Source organism: Enterobacter huaxiensis, assembly GCF_003594935.2.
Lineage (GTDB): Bacteria > Pseudomonadota > Gammaproteobacteria > Enterobacterales > Enterobacteriaceae > Enterobacter > Enterobacter huaxiensis.
This window is the reverse complement of sequence record NZ_CP043342.1, coordinates 1525968-1540175: the sequence shown is the minus strand read 5'-3', so window position 1 is coordinate 1540175 and position 14208 is coordinate 1525968. Positions and strand designations below refer to the sequence as shown.

At 55.3% G+C, this 14208-nt stretch carries 8 protein-coding genes; 6 read left to right on the top strand and 2 right to left on the bottom strand.

Going from position 1 to position 14208, the window contains the following annotated elements; all coding sequences use genetic code 11:
- Nucleotides 1-188: 188 nt before the first annotated feature.
- Together rcsD and rcsB are read left to right on the top strand one after the other, a co-directional pair.
- A complete protein-coding gene (gene rcsD / locus D5067_RS07395; protein ID WP_119937060.1) occupies nt 189-2861 on the top strand; it encodes a phosphotransferase RcsD in 2673 nt (890 codons plus the stop codon).
- 16 nt (nt 2862-2877) lie between these two features.
- Nucleotides 2878-3528, top strand: a complete 651-nt coding sequence (rcsB, locus tag D5067_RS07390; RefSeq protein ID WP_003859405.1) for a response regulator transcription factor RcsB — start codon at nt 2878-2880, stop codon at nt 3526-3528.
- A 90-nt stretch (nt 3529-3618) separates the two neighbouring features.
- Here rcsB and rcsC read toward each other — a convergent pair whose 3' ends face one another.
- Nucleotides 3619-6465, bottom strand: coding sequence for a two-component system sensor histidine kinase RcsC (gene rcsC / locus D5067_RS07385; RefSeq protein ID WP_119937061.1), 2847 nt, complete (start codon nt 6463-6465; stop codon nt 3619-3621).
- A 135-nt stretch (nt 6466-6600) separates the two neighbouring features.
- Nucleotides 6601-9237 carry a DNA topoisomerase (ATP-hydrolyzing) subunit A gene (gene gyrA, locus D5067_RS07380; protein ID WP_119937063.1) on the bottom strand — a complete coding sequence of 879 codons (2637 nt, stop codon included), beginning with the start codon at nt 9235-9237 and terminating at the stop codon, nt 6601-6603.
- A 146-nt stretch (nt 9238-9383) separates the two neighbouring features.
- On the opposite strand from gyrA, the gene ubiG reads away from it, so the two are divergent.
- The 4 genes from ubiG (at nt 9384) to yfaE (ending at nt 14197) form a co-directional block, all read left to right on the top strand.
- Nucleotides 9384-10112 carry a bifunctional 2-polyprenyl-6-hydroxyphenol methylase/3-demethylubiquinol 3-O-methyltransferase UbiG gene (gene ubiG, locus D5067_RS07375; protein ID WP_119937064.1) on the top strand — a complete coding sequence of 243 codons (729 nt, stop codon included), beginning with the start codon at nt 9384-9386 and terminating at the stop codon, nt 10110-10112.
- Between the two features lie 333 nt (nt 10113-10445).
- Nucleotides 10446-12731: a class 1a ribonucleoside-diphosphate reductase subunit alpha gene (gene nrdA / locus D5067_RS07370; protein ID WP_119937065.1), complete on the top strand. Its 2286-nt coding sequence runs from the start codon at nt 10446-10448 to the stop codon at nt 12729-12731.
- Between the two features lie 81 nt (nt 12732-12812).
- Nucleotides 12813-13943, top strand: a complete 1131-nt coding sequence (nrdB, locus tag D5067_RS07365) for a class Ia ribonucleoside-diphosphate reductase subunit beta (RefSeq protein ID WP_119937066.1) — start codon at nt 12813-12815, stop codon at nt 13941-13943.
- On the top strand, nt 13943-14197 hold the full coding sequence (gene yfaE / locus D5067_RS07360; RefSeq protein ID WP_119937067.1) for a class I ribonucleotide reductase maintenance protein YfaE: 255 nt from the start codon (nt 13943-13945) through the stop codon (nt 14195-14197). The genes nrdB and yfaE overlap by 1 nt, the downstream gene beginning before the upstream one ends.
- The last annotated feature ends 11 nt before the right edge of the window (nt 14198-14208 follow it).

Here is a 14208-nt window from a genome sequence, read left to right as displayed (position 1 = left end):
TCCCTGAGCATAACGCCGATTATTTGTACATCTTACCGCCGGGTGTACACCTTTAGCGCAGGCGCAGCGACCGTTCATCAACAATGAAAAAGTCCCCTCTTCCGGGATGGCGGCGCTGGAAATTCACTTATTACCCTTTATACTGCGCTATCCCCTTAAAACACGGCCACCACGGGTTAACCTTATCAATGAGTCAGACTGAAACTACCGCTCCGGGCAAATTCTCCCTCCTTCCAGGGAGCATCACCCGTTTCTTTCTTCTATTGATTGTTGTGCTGCTGGTCACGATGGGGGTCATGGTTCAAAGTGCGGTGAATGCCTGGCTTAAGGACAAGAGCTATCAAATCGTTGATATCACGCATGCCGTTCACAAGCGGGTCGACACCTGGCGTTACGCCACCTGGCAGATTTACGACAATATTGCCGCCGCGCCCGCAGCCTCCACTGGAGAAGGTCTGCAGGAGACGCGTCTTAAGCAGGACGTTTACTACCTGGAAAAACCCCAGCGCAAAACCGAAGCGCTGATCTTCGGCTCACACGACAGTGCGACGCTTGAAATGACGCAGCGTATGTCTACCTATCTTGATACCCTGTGGGGTGCTGAGACGGTGCCGTGGTCGATGTATTATCTGAACGGTCAGGACAACAGCATGATCCTGATCTCTACCCTGCCGTTAAAAGACCTCTCATCCGGATTTAAAGAGACGACCGTCGGCAGTATTGTCGATTCTCGCCGGGCAGAAATGCTGCAGCAAGCTAACGCGCTTGACGAGCGCGAAAGCTTCTCTTCGTTGCGCCGTCTGGCCTGGCAAAACGGGCACTACTTTACGCTGCGCACCACGTTTAATCAGCCCGGACATCTGGCGACCGTCGTTGCCTTCGACCTGCCAATCAACGACCTGATCCCACCGGATATGCCGCTGGACAGCTTCCGCCTGGAGCCAGACAACAATACGCAAAACATGCGCACGCCGCCGGATAAAGAGGGCGCCGAGAGCGTATCCATCTCCTTTAACGGTTCGAAGATTGAGATTGCCTCATCGCTAAACTCAACCGGTATGCGTCTGGTGTGGCAGGTGCCGTTTGGGACCCTGCTGCTTGATACGTTGCAAAATATCCTGCTGCCGCTGCTGCTGAATATTGGCCTGCTGGCGCTGGCGCTGTTTGGTTACAGTACGTTTCGTTTCCAGCCGGGACGCCAGAGCGATGCCGCTGCGGTATCGACGGGTAACAGTAAAGAGCTGCGCATGCTGCGCGCGTTGAACGAAGAGATCGTTTCCGTCCTGCCGCTCGGGGTGCTGGTTCACGATCAGGAAGCCAACCGCACGGTGATGAGCAACAAGATTGCCGATCACCTGTTGCCGCACCTCAACCTGCAAAATATCACCAGCATGGCGGACCAGCATCAGGGGGTCATTCAGGCCACCATAAACAATGAACTGTATGAGATCCGCCAGTTCCGCAGCCAGGTCGCTTCGCGCACGCAAATCTTCGTGATTCGCGATCAGGACCGTGAAGTGCTGGTGAATAAAAAGCTTAAGCAGGCGCAAAGGCTCTACGAAAAAAATCAGCAGGGTCGCGCGGCATTTATGCAGAATATTGGCGATGCTTTTAAAAAGCCGCTACAAAAACTGGCCGCACAGACCGCAAACCTGAACACGCCAGAAAGCCAGCTGGTGGCCAGTCAGGCCGATTCGCTGGTGCGTCTGGTTGATGAAATCCAGCTGGCGAACATGCTGGAAAATGACCTCTGGAAAAGCACTCCGACACTCTTCTCCATCCAGGACCTCATCGATGAAGTGGTTCCGGAGGTACTGCCTGTCATCAAACGCAAAGGCTTACAGCTGCTGATCAACAACAATCTGCCGGCAAACGACGAGCGTCATGGCGATCGCGAAGCCCTGCGTCGGATCCTGCTGATGCTTATTCAGTATTCGGTGACGACCACGCAGATTGGGAAGATCACCCTTGAAGTCGGAACCGATGAGTCCACTGAGGATCGCCTGACGTTCCGCATTCTGGACACCGGTGAAGGTGTTACGGTCAGTGAGATTGATAACCTGCACTTCCCGTTCCTGAACGATACCCAGAGCGACTACTATGGTAAGGCGAACGCCCTCACCTTCTGGCTCTGCGACCAGCTGGCGCGCAAGCTGGGCGGTCATCTGAACATCAAGGCGCGTGAATCACTCGGCACCCGTTACTCGCTGCACGTGAAAATGGCCGCGAACCCGCAGGAAGAGGATGAAGAACGCCTGCTGGATGATGTCGTGGTGATGGTGGACGTTACTTCGAATGAGATCCGCAATATCGTGGTTCGCCAGTTAGAAAACTGGGGCGCGGCATGCATCACCCCGGACGAAAGGCTTGCGAGTCAAGAATTTGATCTGTTTTTAACTGATAATCCGTCTAATCTTACTGCCTCCGGCTTGCTTTTAAGCGATGATGAGTCAGGCGTGCGAAAAATCGGCCTAGGCCAGTTGCGCGTCAACTTTAATATGAGCAATGCGATGCAGGAAGCTGTACTACAACTTATAGAAGAGCAGCTGGCAGAGGAAGAGATACCGGAGTCACCGTTAGGCGGCAACGAAAATGCCGAGCTCCAGGCCAGCGGCTACTATTCACTCTTTGTTGATACAGTTCCAGATGATGTTAAGCGGTTGTATACTGAGTCCGCTGCGAATGATTTTGCGGCGCTGGCACAGACAGCACACCGGCTTAAAGGGGTGTTTGCCATGCTTAATCTGGTTCCCGGCAAGCAGTTATGTGAAACGCTGGAACATCTAATTCGTGAGAAAGATGCCTCTGGCATTGAAAAATACATCAGCGACATTGACGCTTACGTCAAGAGCTTGCTGTAGCAAGGTAGCCTTATACATGAACAATATGAACGTAATTATTGCCGATGACCATCCGATTGTACTGTTCGGTATTCGCAAATCACTTGAGCAGATCGAGTGGGTGAATGTAGTCGGTGAATTTGAAGACTCTACAGCGCTTATTAATAACCTCCCAAAACTTGATGCACATGTGCTCATTACCGACCTCTCCATGCCTGGAGACAAGTACGGTGATGGGATCACGCTCATCAAGTACATTAAACGCCACTTCCCGGACATCTCGATCATTGTTCTGACCATGAACAACAACCCCGCCATCCTGAGCGCGGTTCTGGATCTTGATATCGAAGGTATTGTGCTGAAACAAGGTGCGCCGACCGACCTGCCAAAAGCGCTGGCAGCGCTGCAGAAAGGCAAGAAATTCACGCCTGAAAGCGTCTCTCGCCTGCTGGAAAAAATCAGTGCGGGTGGCTACGGTGACAAACGCCTGTCGCCAAAAGAGAGTGAAGTTCTGCGTCTGTTCGCCGAAGGTTTCCTGGTAACCGAAATTGCCAAGAAGCTGAACCGCAGTATTAAAACCATCAGTAGCCAGAAAAAATCAGCGATGATGAAACTGGGTGTGGATAACGATATTGCTCTGCTGAACTATCTCTCCTCCGTTACGCTGAGCGCAACGGACAAGGATTGATTCCGAACGGGTGTGCGGCCTGATGCCCTCACCCCGCCCCTCTCACACTGGGAGAGGGAGAAAAGCGTAAAAGGCCCTTGCGGGCCTTTTTTATATTCTGGTTTTTCTCACGCGATCCGCGTAAATAGATAATGTCTGCCTGAGAACGTCCAGCGTCACCGGTTTCGAAAGACAGCTGTCCATACCCGACTCCAGACAACGCTGTTTCTCTTCCGCCAGGGCATTTGCCGTCACGCCAACAACCGGCAGCGTCAGCCCCAGCTGGCGAATACGCTGCGTCAGGCGGTAGCCGTCCATGTTTGGCATATTCACGTCGCTGAGGACAATATCAATGTGGTTTTTACTCAGCACGTTCAGGGCATCCACGCCGTCGTTGGCCGTTTTACACTGATAGCCGAGCGAGCCAAGCTGGTCGGCAAGAAGTCGACGGTTAATCGGATGGTCGTCCACCACCAGAATCATCATATCGTCGTTCAATGACGCCAGCGCATCCGGAGACGGCAACGCAGCGGCACCCTCGCCCTCTTCCAGCGGTACGCTGTAGATTCGCGCCAGCAGCCCTAACAGCTCATGCGGCGTCGCGACGCTGTGTACCCATTCACCCGGCGCGCGCTCAAGCGGGATCCCGATATGACGACGGCAGAACGTCACCACGCCCCTGCCGGTCCACGCCTGTTCCAGCTCGCCATCGGTAATCAGCATATCGTCAGCACCCGGCGTCTGGCCGCTATAGCGAGACACCCGCAGGCCGCTGTTCGTCAGTAATGACGTCAGGAAATCCTGCAAGGAGGCATTCTGAACCGCCAGCCAGCAGCGCTTGTCGCTCAGCCCATCGACGATCGTTTTCGCCGGATAGTGTGCCGAATAGAGCGGAATTCGGATGGTAAACTGGCTGCCCATGCCGGGTTCAGTATCAACGGAAATATCCCCGTCCATCATGCTGATGAGTTTTTCGCAAATCGCCAGACCCAGCCCGGTACCCTGGAAATTACGCTGCACACCGGTCCCAACCTGGAAGAACGGGTCAAACAGGCGCACCACTTCCTTCGCAGGAATACCCACGCCGGTATCACGCACGCGAATGCTCAGGTAGTCCCCTGCCCGACAGACGTGCAGCACAATGCAGCCGATATCGGTGAATTTGATGGCGTTGCTGAGCAGGTTAGAGATGACCTGCTGCAGGCGCATCGGGTCGCCCTGCAGCGTCAGCGGCACATCCGGCTCGATAAAGCAGTACAGCCCCAGCTGTTTACGCACGACCAGCGGCATGTAGTTGGCGCTGATGTGGTTCATCACCTCGCGCGGAGAGAACTCGCGCGGCTCGATTTTCAGCTGCTCGGACTCAATTTTAGAGAAGTCGAGAATATCGCTGATGATTTTCAGCAGCAGGCTTGAAGAGTTGTTCATCGCCGTCACCAGACGATCGACCCCTTTCGGCAGCTCTTTGGTCTGCAGCAGATCGAGGTTCCCGATGATCCCATAAAGCGGCGTACGCAGCTCATGGCTCACGGTCGCAAGGAACATGGATTTCGACTGGCTGGCCTGTTCGGCGGCCTGCGCCATCTCCTGTAAGGACTCTTCCATCTTCACGCGCGCGGAGACGTCAACCAGTACGCAAATCGCTACGTTTTCATTGCGATAGCGCGAATGCACAAAGCTTATCTGCAGGTTGGTGTGGGTGCTGGTCAGCACGTCGACAAAGTTAACCTGCTGCCCGCAGATAATCTGCGTGAGCCGCTGGCGGTCCTCATGCGTCAGCATGTTCAGATAGTTGTGCGCCAGCTCGTTGCTGAGGATATTGGTGCCGTCCTGGGTGCGCAGGATACAGATCCCCACCGGCGCTGAGGCAACAATTTTGCGGTTAAACTGCTCGTGCTCTTCCAGCCTTTGGGCATCCGCCTCCGCAGGGATAAATATCCGCCGCTCATACATCCGCGCCAGCATAAACAGCACAACGCCTACCGCGATATTCAGCAAAATTGCGTTGAGGATCAGGATGCGAATGCGTTCCAGCACCACGTCCACCGGCAGGGAGTAGACAATACTCAGAGACGATGGCGGTAAGCTTTTCTTTAGCACCAGCTCGCGGAAGCCCGAGGTATAGCCAAACCATGAACGCTCCTGCATCCAGTGCGGATCAACCTTCAGCCGGTTTTCCGGGCCGGTAAGAGAAATGAGCGTATGGCCGTTTTCATCGAGGATAGTCACGCCCATCGGCAGGCTGCCCGGCGTGAAGAAGTTCTCCATGCGGATAGTCTGTTCAATTCCCAGCAGCGCCTGCAGGCGATTGCCCAGATAGACCGGCGTGAGTGCATAGAAGTAACCGACGCCCATGCGCGGCCCCTGGCTTATCCAGAAAATGTTATTGCCGCGCTCGTCCTGCGGAGCATTACGGTACTTCACAATGCGCTCGTGCAGGCTTTTCAGCGCGTCATCACGTTCGATGGGCATATCACGCAGGCCGAAATCGGCCATGCAGAGGTTTTCACTGCCAATAAGGTAGACGCGGTTCAGGTCATAGGCGGCGGAGAAGTTGTCACGCCAGTAGCGCATGAACCACGCCAGCGATTCCAGCGAGCCGCGCCAGGTGTTGCCCATCGCCGAGCAGTCAGAATCCGGGAACAGCGGCTCAAAATCGGGCACTTCCGTTTTATCATTGCGCCCGCGGATGGCAAGAATGCCGTTCTCCGCGGTCAGCCGGTTTTCGGCAATGTACTTCAGCTCCTTCATTACGTCAGACGTTCGCTGAATATAGCGCTGGGCCTGATCGGAGCTGAGGTTAAATTCCTGACGGATCTCCGCTTCTTTCTGGTGTAACGCGTTGACGATGTAAAACACCGAGAACAGAGCGACCAGTAACCAGAGCAGGAGCGCCAGCGCCCGAAACAGATAGCGAGAGACTTTCAGCGTGGTACGAAAGGAGACGAGGTATTTCAAGGGGGCGAGGCTCCGCCGTCGGGGGTAAAAAGAATGTGGTTAAGGTAGCGGTAAACGCGCCAGGTCGCAACGTTCATGTATCTGCATCTGCAAAAGAAAAGGGCCGGAAACCGGCCCTTTTTGCATCAGGAGATATTACTCGTCAGCGTCATCCGCTGCTTCGTCGTCGGTGTCCGCTTCCGGCGCGATCTCATCATCGCCTTCCGCTACGCTACCGTCTATAGAGTCGAGTTCTTCATCATCCACCGGCTCAGCAACGCGCTGCAGACCCACAACGTTTTCATCTTCCGCGGTACGGATGAGGATAACGCCCTGGGTGTTACGGCCAACCACGCTGATCTCAGACACGCGCGTACGCACCAGCGTACCGGCATCGGTGATCATCATGATCTGGTCAGCATCGTCTACCTGAACCGCGCCCACAACGGAGCCGTTGCGCTCGGTCACTTTGATAGAGATAACGCCCTGGGTGCCGCGAGACTTGGTCGGATACTCGCTTTCTGCCGTACGTTTACCGTAGCCATTCTGCGTAACGGTCAGGATTGCACCTTCACCGCGCGGAACGATCAGGGAGACAACGGCGTCTTCACCCGCCAGCTTGATGCCGCGAACGCCGGTCGCCGTACGGCCCATTGCGCGCACTGCATTCTCTTTAAAGCGCACCACCTTACCGGCGGCAGAGAACAGCATCACTTCGTCCGAACCGGAGGTCAGATCGACGCCAATCAGCTCGTCGCCTTCGTTCAGGTTAACAGCGATAATACCGGCCGAACGCGGACGGCTGAACTCGGTCAGCGCGGTTTTCTTCACGGTACCGCTGGCGGTCGCCATAAAGACGTTCACGCCCTCTTCGTACTCGCGTACCGGCAGGATGGCGGTGATACGTTCGTTCGCTTCCAGCGGCAGCAGGTTAACGATCGGACGACCACGCGCGCCACGGCTCGCTTCCGGCAGCTGGTAGACCTTCATCCAGTACAGACGGCCGCGGCTTGAGAAGCAGAGGATCGTGTCATGGGTGTTTGCCACCAGCAGGCGGTCAATAAAGTCTTCTTCTTTGATACGTGCTGCAGATTTGCCTTTACCGCCACGGCGCTGTGCTTCGTAGTCGGTCAGCGGCTGATACTTCACATAGCCCTGGTGAGACAGGGTAACCACCACGTCTTCACGGTTGATCAGGTCTTCAATGTTGATATCAGAGCTGTTTGCGGTGATTTCGGTGCGACGCTCGTCACCGAACTGATCGCGGACCAGTTCCAGCTCTTCGCGGATCACTTCCATCAGACGCTCTGCGCTACCCAGGATATGCAGCAGCTCAGCAATCTGTTCCAGCAGCTCTTTGTATTCGTCGAGCAGTTTTTCGTGCTCAAGGCCGGTCAGCTTCTGCAGACGCAGATCCAGAATCGCCTGGGCCTGCTGTTCCGTCAGGTAGTACTGACCGTCGCGCACGCCGAATTCAGGTTCCAGCCACTCAGGACGCGCGGCATCATCGCCCGCACGTTCGAGCATCGCAGAAACGTTACCCAGCGCCCAAGGACGCGCCACTAACCCGGCCTTCGCTTCCGCAGGGGTCGGTGCACGGCGAATCAGCTCGATAATCGGGTCGATGTTTGCCAGCGCAACGGCCAGTGCTTCAAGGATGTGCGCACGGTCGCGCGCTTTGCGCAGTTCGAAAATAGTACGACGGGTCACCACTTCACGGCGGTGACGCACGAACGCGCTCAGGATCTCTTTCAGGTTCATGATCTTCGGCTGGCCATGGTGCAGCGCAACCATGTTGATGCCGAAGGAGACCTGAAGCTGAGTCTGGGAGTACAGGTTGTTCAGCACAACCTCGCCCACCGCGTCGCGTTTGATTTCAATCACGATGCGCATGCCGTCTTTGTCAGACTCGTCGCGCAGCGCGCTGATACCCTCAACACGTTTTTCTTTTACCAGCTCGGCGATTTTTTCAATCAGTCGAGCCTTGTTCACCTGATACGGGATCTCGTGAACAATAATGGTCTCGCGGCCGGTTTTGGCGTCCGCTTCCACTTCCGCGCGGGCACGGATATAAATCTTGCCGCGACCGGTGCGGTACGCTTCTTCAATACCACGACGACCGTTGATGATCGCCGCCGTTGGGAAGTCCGGACCCGGGATGTGTTCCATCAGCCCTTCAATGCTGATCTCTTCATCGTCGATATAGGCCAGGCAGCCGTTGATCACTTCGGTGATGTTGTGCGGCGGAATGTTGGTTGCCATACCTACCGCGATACCGGACGAACCGTTGACTAACAGGTTCGGGATCTTGGTTGGCATAACATCAGGGATTCGCTCGGTGCCGTCGTAGTTATCGACGAAATCAACGGTCTCTTTTTCCAGGTCGGCCATCAGCTCATGAGCGATTTTCGACATACGGATTTCCGTATAACGCATCGCCGCCGCGGAGTCGCCGTCAACAGAACCAAAGTTACCCTGACCATCTACCAGCATGTAACGCAAGGAGAATGGCTGTGCCATACGGACGATGGTGTCGTACACGGCGGTATCACCATGCGGGTGATATTTACCGATGACGTCACCCACGACGCGGGCAGATTTTTTATAGGCTTTATTCCAGTCATTGCCCAATACGTTCATGGCGTATAGTACGCGACGGTGTACCGGCTTAAGGCCATCGCGGACGTCCGGCAGCGCACGGCCAACAATGACCGACATCGCATAGTCCAGATAGGAGCTCTTCAGCTCTTCCTCGATGTTAACCGGTGTAATTTCTCTCGCAAGGTCGCTCATCTAACCGCTATCCCTCTACTGTATCCCGGATTCAAAGGTCGCAAATTATAACACAGCCGCGGTGATTGAGGTAAACCAATAAGCTTTATTCACCCGCGCGGGCTGATATACTCCGAAGTCTTGCTAAATAAGGAGTAAAAGCGCTCATGAATGCCGAAAAATCCCCGGTGGCTCACAACGTTGACCATGAAGAGATTGCCAAATTTGAAGCGGTGGCGTCCCGCTGGTGGGATCTCGAAGGCGAGTTCAAACCGCTGCACCGCATTAACCCGCTGCGTCTGGGCTATATCGCGGAGCGCTCCGGCGGTCTGTTCGGTAAGAAAGTGCTCGACGTCGGCTGCGGCGGCGGCATCCTGGCCGAGAGTATGGCCCGCGAAGGGGCAACGGTCACCGGGTTGGATATGGGCTTTGAACCTTTGCAGGTTGCGCAGCTACATGCTCTGGAATCCGGCGTGCAGGTGGAGTACGTGCAGGAAACCGTAGAAGAGCACGCGGCGAAATTCGCCCATCAGTATGATGTGGTGACCTGCATGGAGATGCTGGAACACGTTCCCGACCCGCAGTCCGTGGTCAATGCCTGTGCAAAACTGGTGAAACCGGGCGGCCAGGTCTTCTTCTCGACCATCAACCGCAACGGCAAAGCCTGGCTGATGGCGGTCGTAGGCGCGGAGTATGTCCTGCGCATGGTGCCGAAAGGCACGCACGACGTGAAGAAATTCATCAAGCCTGCCGAGCTGTTAGGCTGGGTTGACCAGACGTGGCTCAAGGAGCAGCACATCACCGGTCTGCACTACAATCCCTTGACGGATAAATTCAAGCTCGCCCCGGGCGTTGATGTTAACTATATGTTGCACACAACCGCCAAAAACGACTAACGTCATTCGTTATTCTTATAAAGATTGCGCGGCATCATGTTGCGCAATTTTGACCTCTCGTTGAAGAAATCAGCACTCGATCAAATTTTAGATTTTTTTTCTAAATTATTGACATGTCGTCCAGGCCTTACGATACGAGGACTTAGGCTTTTTTACCCTTTCACAACCTCAATTTAACGTCAAAATCAACTCTTGTACTGAAATGATTCGATACTAGAATACTCACCATCTTGCGTTAATCTTATCGTAAAACCCCTATATGTAGTATTTATCCACAGAGCCTGTGGATAAACGGGGGATATTTTTTTATTTCACGGACAGGTAAAAACCCACATGAATCAGAGTCTGCTGGTGACAAAGCGCGACGGTACTACCGAGCGTATCAATCTGGACAAAATCCATCGAGTTCTCGACTGGGCAGCAGAAGGACTGAACAACGTATCTATCTCCCAGGTTGAGCTGCGATCCCACATCCAGTTCTACGACGGCATTAAAACGTCTGATATCCACGAAACGATCATTAAAGCAGCGGCGGACCTTATCTCCCGCGAAGCACCGGATTATCAGTACCTCGCCGCACGTCTGGCCATCTTCCACCTGCGTAAAAAAGCCTACGGCCAGTTTGAGCCGCCGAAGCTGCACGATCACGTGGTGAAAATGGTTGAGCTGGGCAAATACGACACGCATCTGCTGGAAGACTATACGGAAGAAGAGTTCGAGCAGATGAACGGGTTTATCGATCACTGGCGCGACATGAACTTCTCCTACGCGGCGGTGAAGCAGCTCGAAGGCAAATATCTGGTTCAGAACCGCGTGACGGGCGAAATCTACGAGAGCGCTCAGTTCCTCTATATTCTGGTGGCCGCCTGCCTGTTCTCTAACTATCCGCGTGAAACCCGTCTGGAATACGTGAAGCGTTTCTATGATGCGGTCTCGACGTTCAAAATTTCGCTGCCGACGCCAATCATGTCCGGCGTGCGTACCCCAACCCGTCAGTTCAGCTCCTGCGTGCTGATCGAGTGCGGCGACAGCCTGGACTCGATCAACGCCACCTCCAGCGCGATTGTGAAATACGTTTCCCAGCGTGCCGGTATCGGCATCAACGCCGGCCGCATCCGTGCGCTGGGCAGCCCGATTCGCGGCGGTGAAGCGTTCCACACCGGCTGTATCCCGTTCTACAAGCACTTCCAGACGGCAGTAAAATCCTGCTCTCAGGGCGGCGTGCGCGGCGGTGCTGCGACCCTGTTCTACCCGATGTGGCACCTGGAAGTGGAAAGCCTGCTGGTCCTGAAAAACAACCGCGGCGTGGAAGGCAACCGCGTGCGTCACATGGACTACGGCGTACAGATCAACAAGCTTATGTACACCCGTCTGCTGAAAGGGGAAGATATCACCCTGTTCAGCCCGTCCGACGTCCCGGGCCTGTACGACGCGTTCTTTGCCGATCAGGACGAGTTCGAACGTCTGTACACCAAATACGAAAAAGACGACAGCATCCGCAAGCAGCGCGTGAAGGCGGTAGACCTGTTCTCCCTGATGATGCAGGAACGTGCCTCTACCGGCCGTATCTACATCCAGAACGTGGACCACTGCAACACCCACAGCCCGTTTGATCCGGTTGTTGCGCCAGTGCGCCAGTCTAACCTGTGCCTCGAGATCGCCCTGCCGACCAAACCGCTGGACGACGTAAACGACGAAAACGGCGAAATCGCCCTGTGTACGCTGTCCGCGTTCAACCTTGGCGCGATCAAGAGCCTGGACGAGCTGGAAGAGCTGGCGGTGCTGGCGGTTCGCGCACTGGATGCCCTGCTGGACTACCAGGATTACCCAATCCCGGCGGCAAAACGCGGCGCAATGGGCCGTCGTACCCTGGGTATCGGCGTGATCAACTTCGCGTACTGGCTGGCGAAAAACGGCAAGCGTTACTCTGACGGCAGCGCCAACAACCTGACCCACCAGACGTTCGAAGCGATTCAGTACTACCTGATGAAAGCCTCCAACGAGCTGGCGAAAGAGCAAGGCGCGTGCCCGTGGTTCAACGAAACCACCTACGCGAAAGGCATTCTGCCGATCGACACCTACAAGAAAGACCTGGATGCGATCGTCAACGAGCCGCTGCACCTCGACTGGGAAGGCCTGCGTGAGTCCATCAAGACCCACGGCCTGCGTAACTCCACGCTCTCTGCCCTGATGCCGTCCGAGACCTCTTCGCAGATCTCCAACGCCACCAACGGTATCGAGCCACCGCGCGGCCACGTCAGCATCAAAGCGTCGAAAGACGGCGTGCTGCGCCAGGTCGTACCGGATTACGAAACCCTGGGCAACAACTACGAGCTGCTGTGGGAAATGCCAAACAACGACGGCTACCTGCAGCTGGTGGGTATCATGCAGAAGTTTATCGACCAGTCGATCTCTGCCAATACCAACTACGACCCGACGCGCTTCCCGTCCGGCAAGGTACCGATGCAGCAGCTGCTGAAAGACCTGCTCACCGCCTATAAGTTTGGCGTGAAAACGCTGTACTATCACAACACCCGTGACGGTGCGGAAGACGCGCAGGACGACATGGTGCCGTCAATTCAGGACGATGGCTGCGAAAGCGGCGCATGTAAGATCTAATGTAAATGCCGGGTGGCGCTACGCTTACCCGGCCTACGATTTTGTTTGCCCGACTGACAAAATCTCTCACAGGACACACTCATGGCATACACCACCTTTTCACAGACGAAAAACGACCAGCTCAAAGAGCCGATGTTCTTCGGCCAGCCGGTCAACGTGGCACGCTACGATCAGCAAAAATATGACATCTTCGAAAAGCTGATTGAAAAGCAACTCTCCTTCTTCTGGCGCCCCGAAGAAGTGGACGTTTCCCGCGACCGCATCGATTTTCAGGCCCTGCCGGATCATGAAAAGCATATCTTCCTCAGCAACCTGAAGTACCAGACGCTGCTGGACTCCATTCAGGGCCGCAGCCCGAACGTGGCGCTGCTGCCGCTGATTTCAATTCCTGAGCTGGAAACCTGGGTTGAAACCTGGGCGTTTTCTGAAACGATCCACTCCCGCTCTTACACCCACATCATCCGCAATATCGTGAACGATCCGGCGGTGGTGTTTGACGATATCGTCACCAACGAGCAGATCCAGAAGCGCGCGGAAGGCATTGCCCACTACTACGACGAGCTGATCGAGATGACCAGCTACTGGCATCTGCTGGGTGAAGGCACGCACAACGTGAACGGCAAAAGCGTTACCGTGAACCTGCGCGCGCTGAAAAAGCAGCTGTACCTGTGCCTGATGAGCGTGAACGCGCTGGAAGCGATCCGCTTCTACGTGAGTTTCGCCTGCTCCTTCGCCTTTGCCGAGCGCAAGCTGATGGAAGGTAACGCCAAAATCATTCGCCTGATCGCCCGTGACGAAGCCCTGCACCTGACCGGGACTCAGCACATGCTGAACCTGCTGCGCAGCGGTACGGACGACCCGGAGATGGCGGTAATCGCCGAAGAGTGCAAGCAGGAGTGCTACGACCTGTTCGTGCTGGCGGCTCAGCAGGAGAAAGAGTGGGCAGACTACCTGTTCCGCGACGGCTCCATGATTGGCCTGAACAAAGACATTCTGTGCCAGTACGTGGAGTACATTACCAACATCCGCATGCAAGCGGTCGGCCTCGACCTGCCGTTCCAGACGCGCTCTAACCCTATTCCGTGGATCAACACCTGGCTGGTGTCCGATAACGTACAGGTGGCGCCGCAGGAAGTGGAAGTGAGTTCTTACCTGGTGGGTCAGATTGATTCTGAAGTCAACACTGACGACCTGAGCGACTTCCAGCTCTGATGTCACGCGTGACGCTACGCCTTTCCGGCACTGAGGTACTGTGTCGGGAAGAGCACCCTTCTCTGCTGGTGGCGCTTGAGGCGCATCAGGTAGAGGTTGAGTACCAGTGTCGTTCAGGCTATTGCGGCTCATGCCGCTGCCGTCTGGTTGCAGGCCAGGTAGACTGGCTGACCGAGCCGCTGGCCTTTATCAACGACGGGGAAATTTTGCCCTGCTGCTGCCGGGCAAAAGGCGATATAGAGATCGAGATGTGATGTTGTCCTTA